Source organism: Azospira sp. I09 (assembly GCF_009177135.1).
In the GTDB taxonomy this organism is placed as follows: domain Bacteria; phylum Pseudomonadota; class Gammaproteobacteria; order Burkholderiales; family Rhodocyclaceae; genus Azospira; species Azospira oryzae.
Window position 1 is genome coordinate 2,255,744 of the sequence record NZ_AP021844.1, and the last position, 24,274, is coordinate 2,280,017.

Here is a 24,274-nt window from a genome sequence, read left to right on the forward strand (position 1 = left end):
GCGAGGCGTAAGGCCGCAAGCCTAGCAGTATCGGCTCAAACCTTGAAGCGTTCCGCCGTCTGCCGCATCTCCTGGGCCAGGGCCGCCAGATTGCCGGACAGCTGGGCGGTGTTCTCCGCGCCCCGGTTGTTTTCCTCGCTCATCTGGGCGATCTGCTCCACGTGGCCGGCGATCTGGTTGCTGGCTTCCCCCTGCTCCCGCAGGGCGCCGGAGATGGCATTCACCTCCTGCTCCACTTCCGCCGCCCCGGCGGTGATGCGGGTCACCGCGCCCCCGGCCGTGTCGGCCAGGGTCACACCCTGCTCCACCAGGCCCACGGCCTGCTCCATGCCGGAGGAGGCATGGTCCACGCCGGACTGGATGGCGGCGATCTTGGCGGCGATGTCCTGGGTCGCCAGGGCGGTGCGCTCGGCCAGCTTGCGCACTTCGTCGGCCACCACGGCGAAACCCCGGCCCTGCTCCCCGGCCCGGGCGGCTTCGATGGCGGCGTTGAGGGCCAGCAGATTGGTCTGGTCCGCCACCTCCTTGATCACCTGGACGATGCCGGAAATTTCCTGGGAGGCCACGCCCAGTTCCCGGATGGCAGCGGCCGTCTCCTCGATGCGGCGGGCGATGCCGCCCATGGAGTCCACCGCATTGGCGATGACGCCGCCTCCTTCCCGGGAGGCCTGGCCGGAGGCCTGGGCCAGCTCGAAGGCCCGGCTGGCGTTGTCCGCCACCTGGTTGATGCTCACCGTCAGCTGTTCCACCGTGGCCGCCATGGAGGATGCGGCCTCGGACTGGGCACCGGAGCCGGCGGAGACCTGGCGCGAGGCCTCGGCCAGGCTGTCGGCGGCAGACGCCACCTGGGCAATGCCGGCCAGCATGGATTGCAGGGCGGCGCGCACCGAGGCGGTAAGGTGGTTCACCGACTGGGCCGTTTCGCCGATTTCATCGTGGCCATGGGCATCGAGCTGGCGGGTAAAGTCGGCGCTCTGTTCGATGCCCAGCACTTCCTCGCGGATTTTCTGCAGGGGCCGGACGATGGAACCGTAGAGCCAGAAAGCCAGCACCGCACCGAGGGCCAGGGCCACCAGATTGATGCCGATGATCCACATCTGGCCGACCCGGGAAATGGTGCGGGCCTCCTGCTGGGCCTTTTCGGCGCCCTTCACGGTGTAGTCCACGATGGCGTCGATGGTGGGCCGCAGGGCGCGGATGGCCTTGCGCGAATCGCCCTCGAAATAGGCGATGCTCTCGTCCCGCCGCCCTTCCCGGGCCAGGGCCACCATCCGCTCGTGGGTCGCCAGGTAGGCCTCCAGCTTCTCCCGGTAGGCGGCATAAAGGGCTTTTTCTTCGTCGCCATGGATCAGGGACTGGAATGCCTGGTCAAACTTGCGCAAGGCCTCGAGATTCTGGTTGCCGCGCTTTACCGCATCGTCGATTTCCGCGCTGTTGCGGGCGATCAGCAGCTGGGTCTCCCGGTTGCGGAAGTCCAGGGACTCGGCATTGATGCCGGATGCGGCCCGGATGCTGGGCTGCCAGACATCGGAAATCTCGGCCAGGGACTGCTCCAGCCGGTCAAAACGATTCAGGCCGACCACCCCGACCAGGGTGATCAGGACCTGCATGGCGACAAGGGAAAACACCAGTTTTCGGGAAATGCGCATGGTTTTTAACTCCGTCTTTTGCAGCAAAAACCGTAGAACGCCGCCGTTTTCGTCAAGCGGGCGTCCGATCATAACATGCTAGTATTTAGGCCCTGATTTTCAGCCGCCCGGACCGGTTCCGGGCAGCCTACGTTGTCTGGAGACCCGACTATGCCCGCCTATCGTTCCCGCACCTCCACCCACGGCCGCAACATGGCCGGCGCCCGCGCCCTGTGGCGCGCCACCGGCATGAAGGACGGCGATTTCGGCAAGCCCATCATTGCCGTGGTGAACTCCTTCACCCAGTTCGTGCCCGGCCACGTGCACCTGAAGGACCTGGGCCAGCTGGTGGCCCGGGAGATCGAGGCGGCCGGCGGCATCGCCAAGGAATTCAACACCATCGCCATCGACGACGGCATCGCCATGGGCCACGACGGCATGCTCTACAGCCTGCCCTCCCGCGACCTCATCGCCGACTCCGTGGAATACATGGTGAACGCCCACTGCGCCGACGCCATGGTGTGTATCTCCAACTGCGACAAGATCACCCCGGGCATGCTGATGGCCGCCATGCGGGTCAACATCCCCACCATCTTCGTCTCCGGCGGCCCCATGGAAGCCGGCAAGGTGAAGTGGGAAGGCAAGACCATCGCCGTCGATCTGATCGACGCCATGATCAAGGCCGGCGACAGCAACTGCTCCGACGCGGAAGTCGAGGAGTTCGAGCGCTCCGCCTGCCCCACCTGCGGCTCCTGTTCCGGCATGTTCACCGCCAACTCCATGAACTGCCTGACCGAAGCCCTGGGCCTGTCCCTGCCCGGCAACGGCACCCTGGTGGCCACCCACGCCGACCGCAAGGGCCTCTTCCTCGAAGCCGGCCGCCGCATCGTGCGTCTGGCCCAGCGCTGGTACGAAGAGAACGACGCCTCCGTGTTGCCCCGCTCCATCGCCAACCAGAAGGCCTTCGAGAACGCCTTCGCCCTGGACGTGGCCATGGGCGGCTCCACCAACACCGTGCTGCACCTCCTGGCTACCGCCCAGGAAGCCGGTGTCACCTTCACCATGGCAGACATCGACGCCATCTCCCGCAAGGTGCCCTGCCTGTGCAAGGTGGCCCCGGCCACCCAGGATTACCACATTGAGGACGTGCACCGGGCCGGCGGCATCATGGCCATCCTGGGCGAACTCTCCCGCGGCGGCCTGATCCACCGCGACACCCCCACCGTGCACTGCCACACCCTGGGCGAAGCCATCGACACCTACGATGTGCAGCGCGCCGGCTCCCAGCGCACCCTGGAATTCTTCCGCGCCGCCCCCGGCGGCATCCCCACCCAGACCGCCTTCAGCCAGGACCGCCGCTATACCGAGCTGGACCAGGACCGCAGCAACGGCTGCATCCGCAACGTGGCCCACGCCTACAGCAAGGAAGGCGGCCTGGCCGTCCTGCACGGCAACATCGCCCTCGACGGCTGCATCGTGAAGACCGCCGGCGTCGATGAATCCATCTGGAAATTCACTGGCAAGGCCAAGGTCTACGAGAGCCAGGATTCCGCCGTCACCGCCATCCTGGGCGGCGAAGTGGTGGCCGGCGACGTGGTGGTGATCCGCTACGAAGGCCCCAAGGGCGGCCCCGGCATGCAGGAAATGCTCTACCCCACCAGCTATCTCAAGTCCCGCGGCCTGGGCAAGGAATGCGCCCTGCTCACCGACGGCCGCTTCTCCGGCGGCACCTCCGGCCTCTCCATCGGCCACGCTTCCCCGGAAGCGGCCGAGGGCGGCGCCATCGGCCTGGTGCGCAGCGGCGACACCATCGAGATCGACATCCCCGGCCGCCGCATCCACCTGGCCATTTCCGATACCGAACTGGAAGCCCGCCGCGCCGAGGAAAACGCCAAGGGCGACAAGGCCTGGAAGCCCACCGAAGAACGGGGCCGCGTCGTTTCCAAGGCTCTGCAGGCCTACGCCCTGATGGCCACCTCCGCCGACAAGGGCGCCGTGCGCGACCTGGGCCAGCTGACCAAGTCCAAGTAAGCCGCCCGTAGCGAGGCCACCGGAACCCGGCTCCAGGCACATGCCCGGGGCCGGGTTTTTCTTTGCCGGTCCCAGGCCGGCAAGACGCCCAACACCTTGATTCTTATAATGGTTGGCTGAACTTTTCGCCCTGTTAGCACTCTACTGACGTGAGTGCTAAACTGTGCACAAGAAGTTCAAGGAGGACCCACCCTATGACCCAAGCTTTGACCCTGTCTCATGGCCTGCCCTCTGCGGTAGGCAACCTGGATGCCTACATCCAGGCGGCTCGGCGCTTCCCGATGCTGAGCGAGGCTGAGGAATTCGCCCTGGCCCGCCGTCTCCGCGAGGAAGACGACGTGGATGCTGCACGTCAATTGGTGCTCTCCCATCTGCGTCTGGTCATCGCCATCGCCCGGGGCTACCTGGGTTACGGCCTGCCCCATGCGGACCTGATCCAGGAAGGCAACATCGGCCTGATGAAGGCGGTGAAGCGCTTCGACCCCAGCCGCGGCGTGCGTCTGGTGTCTTTCGCCATGCACTGGATCAAGGCTGAAATCCACGAATACATCCTGAAGAACTGGCGCCTGGTCAAAGTGGCCACCACCAAGGCCCAGCGCAAGCTGTTCTTCAACCTGCGCAGCCTCAAGGCCAGCAGCGACACCCTGACCCCGGCCGAAGTGGACGAGATCGCCTACAAGCTGGGGGTCAAGGCCGAGGAAGTGGTGGAAATGGAAACCCGCATGGGTGGCCGCGACCTGGCCCTGGACGGCTCGCCGGATGACGAGGACGACAACCGGGTGGCGCCCATCGCCTACCTGGCCGACAGCGCCGCCGAGCCGACCCAGGTGCTGGAAGCCCGGGAATACGACCGGCTGCAGAGCGACGGCCTGCAACAGGCCCTGGCCGGCCTGGACGAGCGCAGCCGGCGCATTGTCGAAGCCCGCTGGCTGGACGAGGAAAACCCGGCCACCCTGCACGACCTGGCAGCCGAATTCGGGGTTTCCGCCGAGCGCATCCGCCAGATCGAGGTCAAGGCCCTGCAGAAGATGAAGGGCCTGCTGGCAGCCTGAACCGCCCGGCACCCCACGGCAAAAAGGCCGGCTCCCGTCACGGGCCGGCCTTTTTCTTTGCCCGATCCTTTGCCCCCGATCCTTTGTCCGATCCGGCGCCGGCTCAGTCCTCACGCAGCAGCCGGCGCAGGTCCGCCACCACGGCGGGCACCTGGGCGTTATCCGGAATGAGGAGCCGCAGCCGTCCCCGGAGATCGTAGACGTAGGCGCCGGCCGTGTGATCCAGGGTGTAGCCCAGGCCGCCGCCCACCTCCTGGCGCACCGCGGTGATGCGGAACTCGGCCACGGTCCGGGCCAGGGTTTCCCGGTCACTCCACAGGCCGAGGAAGGACGGATCGAACCAGGTGACGTACTCGCCCAGGCGGGCCGGGCTGTCCCGCTCCGGATCCAGGGTGACGAACAGCACCTGCAGCCGCTGCCGCTCCTCCCCCAGGGCCTCCCGCACCGCGGCGAAGCGGGCCAGGGCGGTGGGGCAGATATCGGGGCAGGAGGTGTAGCCGAAGAAGAGGATCACCACCCGGCCGCGGAAGTCCGCCAGACGCCGGGGCTGGCCGCCCTGGTCCGCCAGGGCACGCGGGAACTCGGCGGCGAAGGTGGCACCGCTGAGATCGGTATGGTGAAAGGGCTGGGGCGGCGAGCAGGCTGTCAGGCCCCAGCACAGCGCCACCCAGAGGAGGAGGTGCTTCACGGCAGCGCCAGCCGGGCCTCAATGGCCCGGGCCAGGGCTTCCGGCTTGGTCATGGGCCCATAGCGCCCCACCGCCCGGCCCTGCCGGTCCACCAGGAACTTGGTGAAATTCCACTTGATCGCGGCCGTGCCGAGCCAGCCGGGCTGCTCCTGCTTGAGCCAGCGGAAGAGCGGATCGGCCTGGGGACCGTTGACCTCGAGACGGGCGAAGACGGGAAAGCTGACGTCGTAGTTGAGGGAGCAGAAGCTGGCGATCTCCTCGGCGCTGCCCGGCTCCTGGGCACCGAACTGGTTGCAGGGAAAGGCCAGCACCGTCAGGCCCTGCTCCCGGTAGCGCCGGTAAAGGGCCTCCAGACCTGCGTACTGGGGCGTGAAGCCGCAACGGCTGGCCGTATTGACGATGAGCAGCACCTGCCCCCGGTAATCGGCCAGGGACTGCTGGCTGCCGTCGGCACGGCGGACGGAAAAATCGAAGACGGTCGTCATGGCGCAAACCCCGGTGGAGAAGCCGCCACTTTACTCCAGCCGCCGCTCAGCCCAGGAAGCGGCTCATCCAGAGGGGCATGGTCAGCATGGAGGCCAGGGTGGAGGCGGAGATGAGCCAGGCCACGCTCTGCCCGTCGCCCCCCATGCGCATGGCCAGGATGTAGGCCGAGGAGGCCGTGGGCAGGGCGGCGAAAAGGATGGCCACGTGGTAGTAGAGGCCGGACAGCCCCAGCAGGGGGCCGGCGAAGATGGCCACCAGGGGCAGCAGCAGGAGCTTCACCCCCAGGATGTAGAAGGAGGCGGAACGCACCTCGGCCTGGCCCCGCAGGCGCAGGGCAGCCCCCACGGCCAGCAGGCCCAGGGCGATGGAGGCGTCTCCCAGGCGGGAGAGGAACATCTGCAGGGGCGCCGGCGGCACAAAGCCGGCCAGGTTGAGCAGGAAGCCGGAGGCAGTGGCCCAGATCAGGGGATTGCGGGCCACCTCCCGCAGGGCGCCGGCCTCGCCGTGGCGGGCCAGCATCCACACCGCCGACAGGTTGGCCAGGGGCACGGCGGCGCCGACGATGAGGCCCATGGTGGCGATGCCCGGGGTGCCGAAGAGCAGCCCCGCCGCCGCCAGGGCGATGTAGGAATTGAAGCGATAGCCGCACTGGAACAGGGAGGCCAGCACCAGGGGTTTGAGGCGGAAACACTTGAGGCCGGCCCAGCTCAGCACCATGCCCGCGCCCATGGAGAGCAGGGCAGTGGCCAGCAAGGGTGCCGCCGCCGCCAGATCCAGGCGGGTCTTCAGTACCGCATTGACCAGCAGGGCGGGGAAGAGGATGAAATAGACCAGCTTCTCGATGCCGGCCCAGAAATGATCCCCCAGGTGCATGTAGCGACGCAGCAGCAATCCCAGGAGGATGAGGCAGAAATCGGGCAGGAGCAGGAGGGCGGTGGTCATGGCGCCATTCTACCGAGGCCGGTGCCAACGCCCCTTGGCCTTTGCCGCATAGTGAATTCGGTCACGCCGAAGGCTGCTGTCGCCGTGGGAGAATGGCGCCAAACAACATTCAGGGAATCGATCATGCGCGACAACGCCATTGTCCAGTTTGGCCCCCAGTACCACGTGGGCATCCCCCAGGTGGACCAGGAGCACCAGCAGCTGTTCGCCATCGTCGCCCGCATCCAGCAGGCCCTGGAGCAGGACGGCGACACGGCCCAGAACGAAGCCCGCCGGGCGGTGGCCGAGCTGCTGGAATACACCCGCACCCACTTCGCCAGCGAGGAGGCCCTGATGGAGGCGGCCGCCTACCCGGCCCTGCCGGCCCACCGGGAACTGCACCGGGAACTGCTGCTGCAGGTGGGGGAAATGGAACTGCGGGTGGAAGTGGGCGAGCCTTCGGCCAGCCTGGATCTTTCCCGCTTCCTGGCCAAGTGGCTGATCAACCACATCCAGGTGGCCGACCAGCGCTTTGGCGCCTTTGTCGCAGAACGCAGCTAGGCCCCGGCCTGGCCGCTGTGGCGGCTACCCAGGAAAAAAGGCGCCCGCGGGCGCCTTTTTTGTCGCAGCAGTTCCGGCTTAGAGGCGGTACTGGGCCACCACCTGCTGCATCTCCTGGGCCAGGTGGGCCAGTTCGCCGGCGGTGTCGGAGGTGGATTGGGCCGCGGCGCTGTTCTCCTCGGACATCTGGGCGATCTTCTCCACCTGCTGGGCGATGGCGGTGCTGGCCATGCTCTGCTCCCGGATGGCATCGGAAATGTCGCCCACCATGTCCACCGTCTTGCGCGAACCTTCGCCGATTTCCTGGATCGCCTCGTTGGCCTGCTCGGCCCGGGAGACGCCCTCGTCCACCTTTTCCACCACGGCGTGGATGCCATGGACGGCAGCCTGGGCGCCGGCCTGCATTTCCAGGATGGTGCTGGCGATTTCCTGGGTGGACTGAGTGGTGCGCTCGGCCAGCTTGCGCACTTCGTCGGCCACCACGGCAAAGCCCCGGCCCTGCTCGCCGGCCCGGGCTGCCTCGATGGCGGCGTTGAGGGCCAGCAGGTTGGTCTGGTCGGCCACTTCCTTGATCACTGCCACCACGTTGTTGATGCGCTCGCTCTGCTGTTCCAGGCGGGCGATCTGCTCGGAGGCGTTGCGCACCGTTTCGGCAATGCCGTTGATGCCCTGCACCGTATCGCCGATGATGCCCTCGCCCTTGTGCGCCAGTGCGCCGGAAGCGGAGGAAAGCTGGTTGGCCTCGCCGGCCCGGTCGGCCACATGGGTGATGCTGACGGTCATCTCCTCCACCGTGGCGGCCATGCTGGAAGCGGCTTCGCTCTGGTGGCCGGAGGCGATGGACATCTGGTGGGAAGCGGTGGCCACCCGGTTGGCGGCATTGTTCACCGCATCGGTATGGTTGCTGATTTCCCGGAAGCTGGCCTGCAGATGGTCCAGCAGGCGGTTGAAGGCGGAAGAGGCCTGGGCCACTTCATCGGTGCCGCGGACCTCCAGGCGGCCGGTGAAATCCAGCTCCTTCTCGATGCGGGAGAACATGGAGACCATGTTGCCGAGGGAGCTGTCCACGTGGCGGTAGACCATGAAACCGAGCCCGGCGACGCCGGCGGTACACAGCAGGATCACCACGATGGAGATCACCTTGCCGGTTTGATAGGCCTCGCCGGCCTTGCGCACTTCCTCTTCGGCCAGATGCTCGTTGTACTTGCTGTGGGCTTCGACGTTCTCTGCCAGGCGCTTGGACACCTCGCCGGCCTGGCCCATACCGTTCCTGGCTTTTTCCCCATGCCCGGCCTTGGTATCGGCGATGGCCGGGTCGATCAGGGCGTAGTACTCCTTCACCAGGGCCTTGCTGGTTTCCAGGTACTGGCGATCCTTGTCGTCGCTGATCAGCTTCTCGTAATCCTGCAGGGCCTGGAGCAGATCCTTCTTGGCGCCTTCGATGCGCTGTTCCACCGCCGGCCGCTGCTCTTCCGTGCTGAGGAGAAACACCAGCATCTGGGTGCGCAGGCGCAGGAAATTGGATTCCATGCTGGCCACCTTGCGGATGCTGGGGATGGAGTTCTCGTGGGCATACTCCAGGTTGGCATTGATGGCCCCCATTTCCTTCAGGCCGAAACCGCCGACCACGATGAGGCCGGCCACCGCCAGCAGGATGAGGAGGGCGAGGCGTTTGGCGATCGTCATTTTTATCCCTTTTCCAATCAAACCATGCAATATGGCTATAACTTATCGCATATTACCTGCGATGAGGATAGGGATTATGTCCGCTTTTTGCCTGACCGCACCCTGACATTTCCTGTCATGCCGCCATCTCCTCAAACCACCCCCAGGTTCTGCAGGCGCTGCCATTCCTCCGCCGTCACCCCGAACTCGGCCAGGATGGCCTGGCCATGCTCCCCGGGCGCCGGCGCCGGCCGCACCGGCTCGGCCGGCATGTCGGAGAGGCGCACCGGCGGCCCGTACTGGGTGATGCCGTCAGCCTGGAAGCCCATGCCCCGGGCCTGGAAGTGGGGATGGGCCAGGGCCTCGGCCACGGTCAGCACCGGCGTGACGCAGCAATCGACCCGGGCGAACTTTTCCGTCCAGTAGGACTGGGGCTGGCTGGCGAACAGGGTCTCCAGCTCTGCCCGCATGGCCCTGGCCTCGGCCCCGGTGGCGCCATGGCGGGCCTTCCACCGGGGCTGGCCGAGGGTGTCGCAGAAGAGGTCCCAGAACTTGCGCTCCAGGGGCGCCACCGCCATGTAGCGGCCATCCGCCGTGGCGTAGACGCCGTAGCCCGCATCGCCGCCGCTGAGCATGTCCCGGCCCCGCTCCGGCACGCTCCCGCTGCCCTGCAGGGCGAACAGGGGAAAGAGGTTGTGGGCCAGGGCCGCGTCGCTCATGGAGACGTCCACGAAACGCCCCTGGCCGCTGCGCCGGGCATCGAAGAGGGCCGCCAGGATACCCATCACGGCACTCATGGCGCCGCCCAGCAGATCGCCGATCTGCAGGTTGGGAATGGCCGGCTGGCCACCATCCACGCCGATCTGGTCGAGGATGCCGGCGTAGCCGATGTAGTTGAGGTCGTGGCCCGCCGCCAGGGCCAGGGGACCGCTCTGGCCGTAGCCGGTGATGGCGCAGAACACCAGGCGCGGATTGAGGCTGCGCAGAGCCTCGTAGCCCACGCCCAGCTTGTCCATGACGCCGGGGCGGAAGCTCTCGATGACCACGTCGGCCTCCGCCGCCAGGCGCCGGAACAGGGCCGCCCCTTCGGAATTTTTCAGGTCCAGGCGCAGGCCCCGCTTGTTGCGGTTCACCGCCCGATAGAAGACGCTGACCCCCTCGGGGCCGTCGCCCATGGTGCGGGCGTAATCGCCGGCGCCGTGGTCTTCGATCTTGATCACGTCGGCCCCCAGGTCGGCCAGATGCAGGGTGGCCACCGGGCCGGGCAGGAGGCGGGTCAGGTCGAGGATGCGGACACCTTGCAGGGGCTTGCTGGCCATGTTTGCTCGCTGGGATTGAAGACAATAAAACGGGGTGGCGCCGATCGGACGCCACCCCGTCGTTTTCCCGTGGGGTCGGGGTGGGTTTGTATTTATTCGTAGGTGCGGATGTCCTCGATGACCTTGCCATCGTTGGGCAGGTCGCCGGGGCTGACGAATCTGACTTCGCCGCGCAGCTTGGTGACGTCCCGGATGCTGGCGACCACCGCGTCGCCGAGCACGTCGTCGCCCCGCCCGCTCTCGCAGTGCAGAACCATGCGGTCCTGGCCGAGGGCATTGTCCACCACCAGGCGGGCCTTGCCGATTTCCGGATGGCGCTTGACCACCGCCGCCACCTGGTGCGGATGGACGAACATGCCTTTGACCTTGGTGGTCTGGTCGGCCCGTCCCAGCCAGCCCTTGATGCGCACGTTGGTGCGGCCGCAGGGGGAGATGCCGGGCAGCACGGCGGAGAGGTCACCGGTGGCAAAGCGAAGCAGGGGATAGTCCAGGTTGAAGGTGGTGATGAGCACCTCCCCCACCTCGCCGTCGGCCACCGGGTCGCCGGTGCCGGGACGGACGATTTCCATCAGCACGTCCTCGTCCAGGGTCAGCCCCTGCTGGGCCTCGGATTCGTAGGCGATCATGCCCAGGTCCGCCGTGGCGTAGCACTGGCGCACCGTGATGCCGCGGGCGTTGAGAGCCTGGCGCAGGGAGGGCGGCAGGGCCTCGCCGGAAACCAGGGCCTTGGTCAGGGACGTGGCGTCGGCCTTCAGCTCGTCCGCCTTCTCCAGGATGATCTTGAGGAAGGAGGGCGTGCCGACGTAGGCCGCCGGCTTCAGGTCGTTGATGGCCTGCACCTGCATCTCGGTCTGGCCGATGCCGGCGGGAAATACCGGGCAGCCCAGCTTGTGGGCAGCCCCTTCCAGCATGAAGCCGGCCGGGGTGAAGTGGTAGGAGAAGGTGTTGTGGATCAGCTCCCCGGCGCGGAAGCCGGCGCCGTGCAGAGCCCGGGCGAAACGCCACCAGTCCTGGCCCCGCCCTTCCGGATCGTAGATGGGCCCGGGGGAGGCATAGACCCGGGAGAGCCCGGAGAGAGGCGTCGCATTGATGCCGCCGAAGGGCGCCTGCTCCCGCTGCAGATGCACCAGGTCGCTCTTGCGCGTCACCGGCAGGCGAGCCAGGGCGGCACGGTTGTGGATGTCGTTGGGATTAACCTCCGCCAGCAGCCGCGCGAAGTACGGCGAATGCAGCTTGGCGTGGGCCACCTGCCGCGGCAGCCGCTCCATCAGTGACCGCTCCCGTTCCTCAGGATCGCGGGTTTCCAGGGAGTCGTAGTATTTCATCTGGCGTTCCTTAATCGACGCTCATCAATTCTGTTTTTGTTCCGACGCGAGACAGGTCCTGAGAAGGCCAAGTAGCGCTGCAAGACTAGGCGCGCATCCGCGCCGTGTGCACCGGGCACACAAGCGGATAAGCAACGACGTATTGCAGCGCGCACGGCCTTCTCACGAAAGCCAGCGTTTGCGGCGACGGTAGTGTTTTACGTCCTTGAAGCTCTTGCGCCCCGCCGACGACAGCCCCAGGTAGAACTCCTTCACGTCCTCGTTGGAGGCCAGTTCCTTGGCGTCCCCTTCCATCACCACCCGGCCGTTTTCCAGGATGTAGCCCAGGTCGGCGTAGCGCAGGGCCACCATGGTGTTCTGCTCGGCCAGGAGGAAGCTGACGTTTTCCTTGCTGTTCAAATCCTTCACGATCTCGAAGATTTCCTCGACGATCTGGGGGGCCAGGCCCATGGAGGGTTCATCCAGCAGGATCATTTCCGGCTTGGCCATGAGGGCGCGGCCGATGGCGCACATCTGCTGCTCGCCGCCGGAGGTGTAGCCGGCCTGGGAAGTGCGCCGGGTCTTCAGGCGCGGGAAATAGTGGTAGACCATCTCCAGGTTCTGCTTCAGCTCACTGCGGGAAATGCCCCGGGTGTAGGCACCGGTGAGCAGGTTTTCCTCGATGGAGAGATGGGCGAAACAGTGGCGTCCTTCCATGACCTGGATGACGCCCCGCTTGACGAGTTCATTGGGGGTCAGCTGATCCACCCGGGTGCCCTTGAACTCCACGCTGCCCTTGGTGACGTCGCCCCGTTCGGCGTGCAGCAGGTTGGAGATGGCTTTCAGGGTGGTGCTCTTGCCGGCGCCGTTGGCGCCCAGGAGGGCCACGATCTTGCCCTTGGGCACCATCAGGGAGACACCCTTGAGCACCAGGATCACGTGGTCGTAGATGACCTCGATGTTGTTGATGCTGAGGTAGTTCTCCGGGGCAGCCGGGCTGGCTTGAGTCGTCGTGTTCATAGGCTTAGATTCCCTTTTCTTGGGGCGGGGGGACGGGGCCTGCCGGCCCCGTCCCGGGCTCAGGTCGCTAGGGCGCCTCAGCCTTCCTTGCTGCAGTCACGCGGGGTGATGCCCTTTTCCTTGGCGTACTTGCCGGCGGACTCCTCAATCATCGGCCGGACCATTTCCTTGTCCGGATCGATCCAGTCGGAAACGACCTTCCAGGCCTTGCCATCCCACTGCTGGAATTTCACCTTGCCGGATCCTTCGTGGTCGGCGCAGGTGATCGCCATATCAGGCATAATGCCCTCGGCTCCCAACTCCTTCAGGCGCTTGGCATCGATCTTCAGATGTTCCAGACCCCAACGCATCTGCTCGCCCGTGATGGGCTTACCCTTGCCGAACTTCTCCTGGGCGACGCGGATGGCCTCCACGGTGATGATGCCGTGCACCACGCCCCGGTTGTAGTAGATGGAGCCAACCCGGGACTTGTCTTCCATGTTGCCCTTGTTCTTCTTGTAGACGTTGTCCTGGATCGCCTTCACCACCGGGTAGTTGGTACCGGCCATGTTGAAGCCGGCTGCAGTGAAGCCCTTGGCAGCATCGCCGGCGGGCACGGTATCTTCCTCGGCACCGGACCACGACACGCCGACCATCTTCTCCCGCGGGAAGCCGGTCTTGGCGGCGGCCTTGAGGGCGGTCGGGTTCATCACGCCCCAGCCCCACAAGATCACCCAGTCAGGCTTTTCCTGGCGGATGGTCAGCCACTGGGACTGCTGCTCGTTGCCGGGGTGGGCGACGGGAATGGTCTTCAGGTTGAAGCCATGCTTGGCGGCCTGCTTCTCCAGCACGGGAATGCCTTCCTTGCCGAAGGCGGAATCGTGGTAGAGATAAACAATCTTCTTACCCTTGAGCTTGTCGAGACCGCCTTCCTTCTGGCCAATGTACTTGACCATGGTGGTGGCCTGGGACCAGTAGGTGGTGATCATGGGGAAGACCCAGGGGAAAACCCGGCCATCCGCCGCATCGGTACGGCCGTAGCCGATGGTGACCATGGGAATCTTGTCCTGGGCCACCTTGTCCAGCACCGAATAGGTGATGCCGGTGGAGACCGGCTGGAATACGGTGTTACCCGTATTTCCTTTCTTCTTCAGACGCTCGTAGCACTCCACCCCACGGGCGTTGTTGTATTCGGTCTCGCATTCTTCCCAGGTCAGCTTGACACCATTGACGCCGCCGTCCCGATCATTGACCAGGTTCATGTAATCGATCCAGCCACCATACACGCCGGAACCGCCGGCCGCATAGGGGCCGACACGGAACGAGGGCAGGCCGATGAACTGTTCCTTGGCCTGGGCCAGGACGGAACCGGAAACCGCTGCGGAAGCTACCGCGGCAGCGAACAGGGCGATGGTTTTCACTTTCATTGTCTTGTCTCCTCTACTGATTATGTGGGTGCTGCTTTGACTTCCAATGCCTGGGTTAGTGGGGGAAAGGCCACAGACGCAGCTTTTCCTTGCCGATCTGCCACAGTCTCGCCAGGCCGTGGGGCTCGACGATGAGGAAGAAGATGATGAGCCCGCCGAAAACCATCAGCTGCAGGTTGGAGCTGATGCTGGGGGGCAGGAGGCCGGTGAGAAAATCCTGGATCAGCACGTCCAGGAAAATCGGCAGCAGCACGATGAAGGCCGCGCCGAGGAAGGAGCCCATGATGGAGCCCACCCCACCGATGATGATCATGAACAGGATCTTGAAGGACAGGTCCAGGTTGAAGCCTTCCGGCTCCACCGTGCCCAGGTAGGCATAGGCGTAGAGGGCGCCGGCGACACCGCAGTAGAAGGAGCTGATGGCGAAGGCCAGGAGCTTGGTGTGCATGATGCGGATGCCGATCACCTCGGCCGCCACGTCCATGTCCCGCACCGCCATCCAGGCCCGGCCGACGGAGCTGCGCACCATGTTCTTGGCCGCCAGTGCCATCACCGCCACGATGGTCAGAACCAGCAGGTAGAGGGAAATGGGCGTGTCGAAGCGGTAGCCGAGGATCTGGATCTCCTGGGCGGTGATGACGCCGGAGGAGGAGTCCATGGAGAACCAGCCGAACTTGGTCAGGGCCCAGACGATGAAGAACTGGGCCGCCAGGGTCGCTACCGCCAGGTAGAAGCCCTTGATGCGCAGGGACGGCAGGCCGAAGAGAATGCCCACGGCCGCCGCCGAGAGGCCGCCGCCGACGAAGGCCAGCAGCACCGGCATGCCCTCGATGCGGCCCATGAAGTTGTAGGCGGCGAAGGCCCCCACCGCCATGAAGGCGGCGGAGCCCAGGGACAGCTGGCCGGCGTAGCCGGTGAGGATGTTGAGGCCCAGGGCCGCCAGGGAAAAGATGAGGAAGGGGATCAGGATGGCCTTGATCCAGTATTCGCTCGCCACCATGGGCACCACCAGGGCCGCCACCACCAGGATCAGGCCGATGGCGATACGGTCCTGGCGGATGGGGAAAATCTGCTGGTCGGCAGCGTAGCTGGTCTTGAATTGTCCGGCTTCACGGTAAAGCATGGTTTTGTCCTCTCCTTACACGCGATCGATGTGCTTCTCGCCGAACAGGCCTTCGGGCCGGATCAGCAGGAAGGCGAGGGCCATCACATAGGGGAACCAGGAGTCGATGCCGCCGCCCACATAGCCCCCCAGATACACTTCCGCCAGCTTCTCGGTGGAACCGATGATGAGGCCGCCGACGATGGCGCCGGGGACCGAGGTGAAGCCGCCGAGAATCAATACCGGCAAGGCTTTCAGGGCGGTGAAGGTGAGCGCGAACTGGACCCCGTTGCGGGCGCCCCAGAGCAGGCCGGCCACCAGGGCGACGAAGCCGGCCACGGCCCAGACGATGCGCCAGATGTTCTGCAGCGGGATGCCGATGGAGAGGGCCGCCTGGTGGTCATCCGCCACGGCCCGCAGGGCGCGGCCCACCCGGGTGTATTGGAAGAACAGGGCCAGCAGGGTGACCAGGGCCGCGGCAACGCCGGCGGCGAAGAGGTCGAAGCTGGAAACCAGGATGCCCGCCTTGTCCATGATCCACTCGATGGGCTCGTCCTGGATGCCCAGGTCCAGGCCGCGCACGGTGGAGCCCCAGATGCCCTGGGCCAGGCCTTCGACGAAGAAGGTGAGGCCGATGGTGGCCATGAACAGGGTAATGTGGGGCTGGTTCACCAGGGGCCGCAGGACGATGCGCTCGGTGGCGATGCCCAGCAGCACCATGGCGCCGAAGGCCAGGATCAGGGCCAGCCAGAAGGGCGCCCCCATTTCCTGGAAGCCGACGAAAGTCAGGGCGGCAAAGAAGACCATGGCGCCCTGGGCGAAATTGAAGACGCCGGAGGCCTTGTAGATCATGACGAAGCCCAGGGCCACGAAGGAATACATCACCCCCGAGAGCAGGCCGCCGATCAGCACTTCGAAAAAGAATTGCATGTTCCGTTCCTCCTTTTAGTGGGCCACGCCCAGGTAGGCGGAAATCACCTCCTGGTTGTTGCGCACATCGTCAGGCGTGCCGTCGCCGATCTTCTTGCCGTAATCCAGGACCACCACCCGGTCGGAGATGTCCATCACCACGCCCATGTCGTGCTCGATGAGGACGATGGTGGTGCCGAACTGGTCGTTCACATCCAGGATGAAGCGGCACATGTCCTGTTTCTCTTCCACGTTCATGCCGGCCATGGGCTCGTCCAGCAGCAGCAGGGAAGGCTCGGCGGCCAGGGCCCGGCCCAGCTCCACCCGCTTCTGCAGGCCGTAGGGCAGGCGCCCCACCGGGGTCTTGCGGATGTGCTGGATTTCCAGGAAGTCGATGACCTCCTCCACCTTCTCCCGGTGGGCCAGCTCTTCCTTCTGGGCCCGCCCCAGGTACAGGGCCTGCTCCAGAAAGCCGCACTTCATCTTGGTGATGCGCCCGGTCATGATGTTGTCGAGCACGCTCATGCCCTTGAACAGGGCGATGTTCTGGAAGGTGCGGGCGATGCCCTGGGTGGCTGCCATGTGGGGCTCCATCTTCTTGCGCTCTTCGCCGTGGAAGACGATGCGGCCTTCCTGGGGGTGGTACACCCCGTTGATGACGTTGAGCATGGAGCTCTTGCCGGCGCCGTTGGGGCCGATGATGGCGCGGATCTCGTGTTCCTTCACGTTGAAGGAAATGTCGGTGAGGGCCTTCACCCCGCCGAAGCGCAGGGAGATGTTCTGCAGGTCGAGGATCACCTCGCCGACCCGGCGCCCATTCTGGTTTTGTTCGCTCATGAAACGCTCCGTTCGGGATTAGGCGGCCTGGCGCACCACGGGGAAGGTCTTGGCATCGCGGATCACCAGATCCGCCGCCACCTTGCCGACGCGGCCGTCTTCGAATTTCACCTGGGTCTCGATGAACTGGGATGTCTTGCCTGCATAGAAGGCGTCGATCAGCACCGCGTACTTTTCCGAGACGAAGTTGCGCCGCACCTTGCGGGTCCGGGTCAGTTCGTCGTCGTCCGGGTCCAGTTCCTTGTGCAGGATGAGGAAGCGGTGGATCTGGGAGTCGGCCAGCATGCCGTCGTGCACCAGCTGGGCATTGACCTCCTCGACGCACTCCTGGATCAGGTTGTACACGTCGGGCTTGGCAGCCAGGTCGGTGTAGCCGGAGTAGGAGATGCCGCGGCGCTCGGCCCAGTTGCCGACAGCGCCCATGTCGATGTTGATGAAGGCGCACACCTGCTCGCGGCCGTTGCCGAAGGCCACCGCCTCCTTCACGTACTGGAAGAACTTGAGCTTGTTCTCGATGTAGTTGGGGGCGAACATGGCGCCGTTGGCCATCTTGCCCACGTCCTTGGCCCGGTCGATGATCTTCAGGTGGCCGTCCTCGTCGAAGAAGCCCGCATCGCCGGTCATGAAGTAGCCCTCGCCGTTGATGGCCTCGGCGGTGGCATCGGGACGCTGGTAGTACTCCTTGAGCAGCATGGGCCCCTTGACCAGGATCTCGCCGTTGTCGGCGATCTTCACCTCCACCCCGGGAGCCGGCTTGCCGACGGAATCCAGCTTGATCTGGCCGTCGGGCTGCAGGCAGACGTAGGCGCAGGTCTCGGTCTGGCCGTAGAGCTGCTTCAGGTTCACGCCGATGGAGCGGTAGAAACGGAACAGGTCCGGACCGATGGCAGCGCCGGCGGTGTAGGCGACGCGGATGCGGCTCATGCCCAGGACGTTCTTGAGGGGCCCGATCACCAGCAGGTTGGCCACGGCGTAGGCCAGCCGGTCGCTGCCGGAAACGGGCTTGCCGTCCAGGATCTCGGCTCCGCAGCGCTTGGCCACGTCCATGGCCCAGGCGAACAGCTTGCGCTTGATGGCGCCGGCGTCCTCCATGCGGATCATCACCTGGGTCAGCAGGTTCTCGAACACCCGGGGCGGGGCGAAGTAGTAGGTGGGGCCGATCTCCCGCAGGTCGGTCATCACCGTGTCGCCGGACTCGGGACAGTTGATGGTGAAGCCGGCCACCAGGGCCTGGGCGAAGGAGAACAGGTAGTCGCCGACCCAGGCCATGGGCAGGTAGGAGAGGATGTCCTCGTCCTGCGTCAGCTGGTCGAACTGGCAACCGCCCTTGGCGGCGGCAATGAAGGCTTCATGGGCCAGGCAGACGCCCTTGGGCTTGCCGGTGGTACCCGAGGTGTAGAGCATGACGCCGGTGTCGGTGGTGACGCCCTGCTCGATTTCCCGTTCGAGGAAATCGGGATGGTTCTGGTGGTGGATGCGGCCCATGGCCATGACGGCTTCGATGTCATGGATGAAGGGCTGGTTGTAGTGACGCATGCCCCGGGGATCGTCGTAGATGATGTGGTCCAGCTGGGGCAGCTGCTCCCGCACTTCGAGCAGCTTGTCCACCTGTTCCTGGTCCTCGACGATGGCGAAGCGGATGCCCGCATCCTGCAGCACGAACAGCATCTCGTTGGCCACCGCGTCCTGGTACAGGGGCACCGGCACGCCGCCGAGGCTCTGCACCGCCGCCATGGTCATGTACAGGCGCGGACGGTTGTCGCCGATGATGGCCAGGTTGTCGCCGCGCTTGAAGCCCAGCTCGGCCAGGCCGCAGGCCAGGGCCCGGACGTTCTCGGCCACCTCGGCCCAGGTCCAGGTCTGCCAGATGCCGAGATGTTTCTCGCGCATGGCGGGGTGCTGGCCCCGCACCTGGGCATGGTGAAAGAGCAGGCGCGGGAAGGTCTCACCCGTCAGATTACGGGTGTGCGCCGCCTGGGAAGAAGCCACTTCCGGCATAACATCTCCTCCATTGTTATCCCCGCATAACCGATGCCGGCTTGCGGTTTTGTCCGGCCCTTCCCTGATGGGAAATTCCGGGTTCTGCTTCGGTGTTGGAACGGGGCTCCGGTCTTCCCGGTAACCCTGCTCCGGCTTGTCTCCTCCACCCTGGTCGAACACCTCATCGAGGAGGGTCGCCGGCTGGCATTTGGTCTCAATTTAGCGACGCGTCATGGCTATAATTGTCGTCGACCTGACAATTGGCTAAATAAATGCTGACGCTCTCCGAGTTGTTGCACCGCACCACCTGGGGCAGGGAACTGACTGGCGAGGAATTCGCCCGAATCGAGGCCGGCACTTTTGTGCGCCGCATTCCGGCGGGGGGATTCGTCTGTTACAAGGGTGAGCCCGTGGATTACTGGCTCGGGGTCATCGACGGCCTGGTGAAAATCGCCAGCCACGGGGTCACCGGCAAGACCGCCACCTTCACCGGGGTGCACGCCGGCGGCTGGTTCGGCGAGGGCTCCATGCTCAAGAACGAGCCCCGCCGCTACGACGTGGTGGCCCTGCGCGACTCCCAGGTGGCCTGCATGAGCCGCACCACCTTCCAGTGGCTGCTGGACCACAGCATTCCCTTCAACCGCTTCCTGCTCAACCAGCTCAACGAGCGTCTCGGCCAATTCATCGGCCGGGTGGAAATGGACCGGCTGCTGGAAACCGACGCCCGCATCGCCCGCTGCGTCGCCTCCCTTTTCAATCCCGTGCTCTACCCGGGCATCGGGCCCCAGTTGCAGATTTCCCAGGAGGAAATCGGCTACCTGGCCGGGGTCTCCCGGCAGCGGGCCAACCAGGCCCTCAAGCTGCTGGAGGAGCACGGCCTGCTGCGGGTCGAGTATGGCGGCGTCACCGTCATCGACCTGGAAGGACTGCGCCGCTTCGGCGCCTGATTCGCTTCACCCCACACTGAGAGAGACAAGGAAAATCCATGACTACCGATCGCCAACGCCTCGTCGATGAAACCATCGATTCCCGTCGTTCCGTGCGGGCCTTCCTGCCCACGCCGGTGCCCCGGGAGACCTTGGAGGAGATCCTGCGCATCGCCTCCCGCGCCCCTTCCGGCACCAATGTGCAGCCGTGGAAGGTGTACGTGCTGACCGGCAACGCCAAGGACCAGCTGTCCCAGAAAATCCTCGCCGCCTACAACGATCCGGAAGAGGCCCAGACCCATACCGAGGAATATCCCTACTACCCGGCCAAGTGGGTCTCCCCCTACATCGACCGCCGGCGCAAGGTGGGCCTGGATCTCTACGGCCTGCTCGACATCAAGAAGGGCGACGCCGCCCGCATGCACGCCCAGCACGGCCGCAACTACACCTTCTTCGATGCGCCGGTGGGCCTCATCTTCACCATCGACCGCATCATGCAGCAGGGCAGCTGGTTCGATTACGGCATGTTCGTGCAGACCATCATGCTGGCCGCCCGGGCCCGGGGCCTGGACACCTGCCCCCAGGCCGCCTTCACCCAGTTCCACCGCATCATCGGCGAACAGCTGAACCTGCCGGAAAACGAGATGGTGGTGTGCGGCATGGCCCTGGGCTATGCGGACGAAAGCAAGCCGGAGAACAAGCTGCGCACCGAGCGCGCGCCCCTGGAAGAGTGGGTGCGTTTCTGCGACTAAGGCAGAGCGCGGCGGCGGACTGACATCCCCGCCACAAGAAAGAAAGGACGCCGACCTGCAGGGCCCATGGCCCAGGGCCGGCGTTTTTGTTGCCACCTGGCAATGGCACCGCCATAGCCCAGTATCCGCCTGACTCTCAGGCCAGACAGGCTCAGAAATGCCGTCCCTTCTGCCTCCCGGCAGGGGCGAAAAAAAACCGGGCACCAGGCCCGGTTCGCAAACACAGCAGAGGTTCTTCTTGGAGCCGGCCTGCCCTGGGGCAATGCCGGCGCTGTCTCCTTTTTCTCCTTTGGTTTATTCCTTGGACGAGGCCGGTACAGGCGGCCCGCCCGGGCCGCGGCTGCCCCGGCCGGGGCCTTACATGCTGCGCCGGTACTGGCCGCCCACCTCGTAGAGGGCACCGGTGATCTGGCCCAGGGAGCAGACCCGCACCGCCTCCACCAGCACGGCGAAGACGTTGCCGTTCTCGATCACCGTCTGCTTCAGCTTGGCCAGCATGGCCGGCGCCTTGTCGGCATTGCGCTGGTGGAAGTCCTTCAGGCGGGCGATCTGGGACTGCTTCTCCTCTTCGGTGGAGCGGGCCAGCTCGATCTCCACCTGGGCGCTGCCCTTGGGATTCAAGAAGGTGTTCACGCCGATGATGGGGTAGGAGCCGTCGTGCTTCTTGTGCTCGTAGTAGAGGGACTCTTCCTGGATCTTGCCGCGCTGGTAGCCGGTTTCCATGGCACCGAGGACGCCGCCGCGGGAGGCGATGGCCTCGAACTCCTTGAGCACGGCCTCTTCCACCAGATCGGTCAGCTCGTCGATGATGAAGGCGCCCTGGTTGGGGTTCTCGTTCTTGGCCACGCCCCATTCCCGGTTGATGATGAGCTGGATGGCCATGGCGCGGCGCACCGACTCTTCGGTCGGGGTGGTGATGGCCTCGTCGTAGGCGTTGGTGTGCAGGGAGTTGCAGTTGTCGTAGATGGCGATGAGAGCCTGCAGCGTGGTGCGGATGTCGTTGAAGTCCATCTCCTGGGCGTGCAGGGAACGGCCGGACGTCTGGATGTGGTACTTCAGCTTCTGGCTGCGCTCGTTGGCGCCGTACTTGTTCTTCATGGCCACGGCCCAGATGCGGCGCGCCACCCGGCCGATGACGGAGTATTCCGGGTCCATGCCGTTGGAGAAGAAGAAGGACAGATTGGGCGCGAAGTCATCGATGTGCATGCCCCGGGCCAGGTAGGACTCTACGTAGGTGAAGCCGTTGGCCAGGGTGAAGGCCAGCTGGGAGATGGGGTTCGCGCCGGCTTCGGCGATGTGGTAGCCGGAGATGGAGACCGAGTAGAAGTTCTGCACCTGGTTGTGCACGAAGAACTCCTGGATGTCGCCCATCATCTTCAGGGCGAACTCGGTTGAGAAGATGCAGGTGTTCTGGCCCTGGTCTTCCTTGAGGATGTCGGCCTGCACCGTGCCGCGCACGGAGGCCAGCACCCACTCGCGGATCTTCTCGGCTTCGTCTTCCGTGGGCTCGCGGCCGTTGTCGGCGCGGAACTTGTCCAGCTGCTGGTCGATGGCGGTGTTGAAGAAGCAGGCCAGGATGATCGGTGCCGGACCGTTGATGGTCATGGAGACGGAGGTGGTGGGGCAGACCAGGTCGAAGCCCGAGTACAGCACCTTCATGTCGTCCAGGGTGGCGATGGAAACGCCGGAGTTGCCGATCTTGCCGTAGATGTCGGGACGCACATCCGGGTCGCAGCCGTACAGGGTGACGGAGTCGAAGGCGGTGGACAGGCGGTGGGCCGGCATGCCTTCGGAGACCTTCTTGAAGCGGCGGTTGGTGCGGAAGGCATCGCCCTCGCCGGCAAACATGCGGGTGGGGTCCTCACCCTCGCGCTTGAAGGCAAAGACGCCGGCGGTGTAGGGGAAGGAGCCGGGGACGTTTTCCTTCATCAGGAAACGCAGGGTCTCGCCGTCGTCGGTGAAGCGGGGCAGCACCACCTTCTTGATCTTGGTGCCGGAGAGGGACTCGGAGACCAGCTTGGTGCGGATTTCCTTGTCGCGGATTTTCACCACGTACTCGTCGCCGGAGTAGGCCTTGACCGTGTCGGGCCACATGTCGAGCAGTTTCTTGGCGCGGGCGTCCAGCTCGCTTTCCTTGCAGGCGATGAGCTCGTCGAACTTGGGCAGGGCGGCCTTGGCAGCCTCGTCGTAGCTGTTGAAGAGGTCCTTGGAAATGCGCAGGGACTGGCGCTCCCGGGCGATCTTCACCTGCTCTTCGGTATGCTTGTGGTAGGCGCGCAGGGTGTCGGCGATCTCGGCCAGGTAACGGGTGCGCTCCACCGGCACGATGGCGCGGCCGCGGGAGGATTCCTTGACCGTCACCACGGGCAGCTTGCCGGCCTTGGCCTTGAGGCCGAACTCCACCAGCTTGGGCAGGATGGCCTGGTACAGGGCGGTAACGCCGTCGTCGTTGAAGCGGGCGGCCATGGTGCCGAACACGGGCATTTCGTCGGGGGACTGGGTGAACAGCTCCCGGTTTCGCTGGTACTGCTTGCGCACGTCGCGCAGGGCATCTTCGGCGCCCTTGCGGTCGAACTTGTTGATGGCGACGAAGTCGGCGAAGTCCAGCATGTCGATCTTCTCGAGCTGGGAGGCAGCGCCGAACTCGGGGGTCATGACGTAGAGGGAAGCATCCACCAGGGGCACGATGGCGGCGTCGCCCTGGCCGATGCCGGAGGTCTCGACGATGATCAGGTCGAAGCCGGAAAGCTTGCAGGCGGCGATGACCTCGGGCAGGGCGGCGGAAATCTCGGAACCGGTCTCCCGGGTGGCCAGGGAGCGCATGAAGATGTTGGGATGCTCGATGGCATTCATGCGAATGCGGTCGCCCAGCAGGGCGCCGCCGGTGCGCTTGCGCGAGGGGTCGATGGAGATGATGGCCAGCTTGAGGCCGTCTTCCTGGTCCAGGCGGAAGCGGCGCACCAGCTCGTCGGTGAGGGAGGACTTGCCGGCACCGCCGGTGCCGGTGATGCCCAGGGTCGGGGTGGTGGCCACCAGGGCGGCGGCTTCGACGATCTGCTTGCGCAGGCCTTCGGGGTAGGCGCCGTTTTCCAGGGCGGAGACGATGCGGGCCAGGGCGCGGCGGTTGCCGGACTGCAGGGCCGCCATGACTTCCTCGGGCTTCTGGGGCGCCAGGGTGGTGAGGTTGTAGTCGGACTGCTCCACCACGTCGTTGATCATGCCCTGCAGGCCCAGGTGCTGGCCGTCTTCCGGCGAATAGATGCGGGTCACGCCGTATTCGTGCAGTTCCTTGATCTCGGAGGGCACGATGACGCCGCCGCCGCCGCCGAAGACCTTGATGTTCTCGCCGCCGTTTTCCTTCAGCAGGTCGATCATGTACTTGAAGAACTCGACGTGACCGCCCTGGTAGGAGGTGATGGCAATGCCCTGCACGTCTTCCTGCAGGGCCGCATTGACGATGTCGCCGACGGAACGGTTGTGGCCCAGGTGGATCACCTCGGAGCCGGTGGACTGCAGGATGCGCCGCATGATGTTGATGGAGGCGTCATGGCCGTCGAAGAGGGAGGCGGCGGTGATGAAGCGCACCTTGTTCTTCGGCTTGTAGGGGACGATTTTCTTGGCGATGGAGAGGTCGGTCATGATGTCGCTCCAATAGGCGGATGGGATGGAGCCGGCGCGGCGGCCGGC

General features: G+C 65.2%; 19 protein-coding genes. 5 read left to right on the top strand and 14 right to left on the bottom strand.

The genetic code is table 11. The features are described from left to right. Positions 1-35: 35 nt before the first annotated feature. Entirely contained in the window at positions 36-1,649 is a 1,614-nt protein-coding gene (locus AZSP09_RS10555; protein ID WP_014236226.1) for a methyl-accepting chemotaxis protein, read from the bottom strand. Positions 1,650-1,799: 150 nt separating this feature from the next. On the opposite strand from AZSP09_RS10555, the gene ilvD reads away from it, so the two are divergent. After that, complete coding sequence (gene ilvD / locus AZSP09_RS10560; protein ID WP_152090004.1) at positions 1,800-3,659, top strand: dihydroxy-acid dehydratase; 1,860 nt, start codon at positions 1,800-1,802, stop codon at positions 3,657-3,659. A gap of 194 nt (positions 3,660-3,853) precedes the next feature. Then, complete coding sequence (gene rpoH / locus AZSP09_RS10565) at positions 3,854-4,711, top strand: RNA polymerase sigma factor RpoH (RefSeq protein ID WP_014236224.1); 858 nt, start codon at positions 3,854-3,856, stop codon at positions 4,709-4,711. Between the two features lie 103 nt (positions 4,712-4,814). Here rpoH and AZSP09_RS10570 read toward each other — a convergent pair whose 3' ends face one another. From AZSP09_RS10570 to AZSP09_RS10580, 3 genes are read right to left on the bottom strand one after another with little or no spacing between them, the layout of a single operon-like run. Then, on the bottom strand, positions 4,815-5,399 hold the full coding sequence (locus AZSP09_RS10570; protein ID WP_152090005.1) for an SCO family protein: 585 nt from the start codon (positions 5,397-5,399) through the stop codon (positions 4,815-4,817). Continuing rightward, on the bottom strand, positions 5,396-5,884 hold the full coding sequence (locus tag AZSP09_RS10575; protein ID WP_152090006.1) for a glutathione peroxidase: 489 nt from the start codon (positions 5,882-5,884) through the stop codon (positions 5,396-5,398). The genes AZSP09_RS10570 and AZSP09_RS10575 overlap by 4 nt, the downstream gene beginning before the upstream one ends. 46 nt (positions 5,885-5,930) lie before the next feature. Further along, entirely contained in the window at positions 5,931-6,827 is an 897-nt protein-coding gene (locus tag AZSP09_RS10580; protein ID WP_152090007.1) for an AEC family transporter, read from the bottom strand. Positions 6,828-6,950: 123 nt separating this feature from the next. Between AZSP09_RS10580 and AZSP09_RS10585 the strand changes: the two genes are divergently transcribed. After that, positions 6,951-7,367, top strand: coding sequence for a bacteriohemerythrin (locus AZSP09_RS10585; RefSeq protein WP_014236220.1), 417 nt, complete (start codon positions 6,951-6,953; stop codon positions 7,365-7,367). A 78-nt stretch (positions 7,368-7,445) separates the two neighbouring features. On the opposite strand, the gene AZSP09_RS10590 is transcribed toward AZSP09_RS10585, so the two are convergent. The 9 genes from AZSP09_RS10590 to AZSP09_RS10630 all read right to left on the bottom strand — a co-directional run bounded on the left by AZSP09_RS10590 (position 7,446) and on the right by AZSP09_RS10630 (position 18,927). Beyond that, positions 7,446-9,053: a methyl-accepting chemotaxis protein gene (locus tag AZSP09_RS10590; protein ID WP_152090009.1), complete on the bottom strand. Its 1,608-nt coding sequence runs from the start codon at positions 9,051-9,053 to the stop codon at positions 7,446-7,448. 131 nt (positions 9,054-9,184) lie between these two features. Beyond that, positions 9,185-10,351, bottom strand: coding sequence for a CaiB/BaiF CoA transferase family protein (locus AZSP09_RS10595; RefSeq protein WP_152090010.1), 1,167 nt, complete (start codon positions 10,349-10,351; stop codon positions 9,185-9,187). A 92-nt stretch (positions 10,352-10,443) separates the two neighbouring features. Then, entirely contained in the window at positions 10,444-11,676 is a 1,233-nt protein-coding gene (locus AZSP09_RS10600; protein ID WP_014236217.1) for a phenylacetate--CoA ligase family protein, read from the bottom strand. A gap of 162 nt (positions 11,677-11,838) precedes the next feature. Continuing rightward, the gene (locus tag AZSP09_RS10605) at positions 11,839-12,675 is read right to left on the bottom strand and encodes an ABC transporter ATP-binding protein (RefSeq protein WP_152090011.1); all 837 of its coding nucleotides are present in this window, start codon (positions 12,673-12,675) and stop codon (positions 11,839-11,841) included. 77 nt (positions 12,676-12,752) lie between these two features. Continuing rightward, positions 12,753-14,081, bottom strand: a complete 1,329-nt coding sequence (locus AZSP09_RS10610) for an ABC transporter substrate-binding protein (RefSeq protein ID WP_152090012.1) — start codon at positions 14,079-14,081, stop codon at positions 12,753-12,755. Between the two features lie 55 nt (positions 14,082-14,136). Further along, the gene (locus AZSP09_RS10615) at positions 14,137-15,204 is read right to left on the bottom strand and encodes a branched-chain amino acid ABC transporter permease (RefSeq protein WP_014236214.1); all 1,068 of its coding nucleotides are present in this window, start codon (positions 15,202-15,204) and stop codon (positions 14,137-14,139) included. Between the two features lie 15 nt (positions 15,205-15,219). Further along, positions 15,220-16,113: a branched-chain amino acid ABC transporter permease gene (locus AZSP09_RS10620; RefSeq protein WP_014236213.1), complete on the bottom strand. Its 894-nt coding sequence runs from the start codon at positions 16,111-16,113 to the stop codon at positions 15,220-15,222. Between the two features lie 15 nt (positions 16,114-16,128). Beyond that, positions 16,129-16,929, bottom strand: coding sequence for an ABC transporter ATP-binding protein (locus AZSP09_RS10625; RefSeq protein WP_130459446.1), 801 nt, complete (start codon positions 16,927-16,929; stop codon positions 16,129-16,131). 18 nt (positions 16,930-16,947) lie between these two features. Continuing rightward, positions 16,948-18,927, bottom strand: coding sequence for an AMP-dependent synthetase/ligase (locus AZSP09_RS10630; protein WP_152090013.1), 1,980 nt, complete (start codon positions 18,925-18,927; stop codon positions 16,948-16,950). Between the two features lie 254 nt (positions 18,928-19,181). Between AZSP09_RS10630 and AZSP09_RS10635 the strand changes: the two genes are divergently transcribed. Beyond that, positions 19,182-19,856, top strand: a complete 675-nt coding sequence (locus AZSP09_RS10635) for a Crp/Fnr family transcriptional regulator (RefSeq protein ID WP_152090014.1) — start codon at positions 19,182-19,184, stop codon at positions 19,854-19,856. 38 nt (positions 19,857-19,894) lie between these two features. Then, entirely contained in the window at positions 19,895-20,587 is a 693-nt protein-coding gene (locus AZSP09_RS10640; RefSeq protein WP_130459448.1) for a nitroreductase, read from the top strand. A gap of 357 nt (positions 20,588-20,944) precedes the next feature. On the opposite strand, the gene icmF is transcribed toward AZSP09_RS10640, so the two are convergent. Then, positions 20,945-24,226: a fused isobutyryl-CoA mutase/GTPase IcmF gene (gene icmF, locus AZSP09_RS10645; RefSeq protein WP_152090015.1), complete on the bottom strand. Its 3,282-nt coding sequence runs from the start codon at positions 24,224-24,226 to the stop codon at positions 20,945-20,947. Positions 24,227-24,274: the final 48 nt, after the last annotated feature.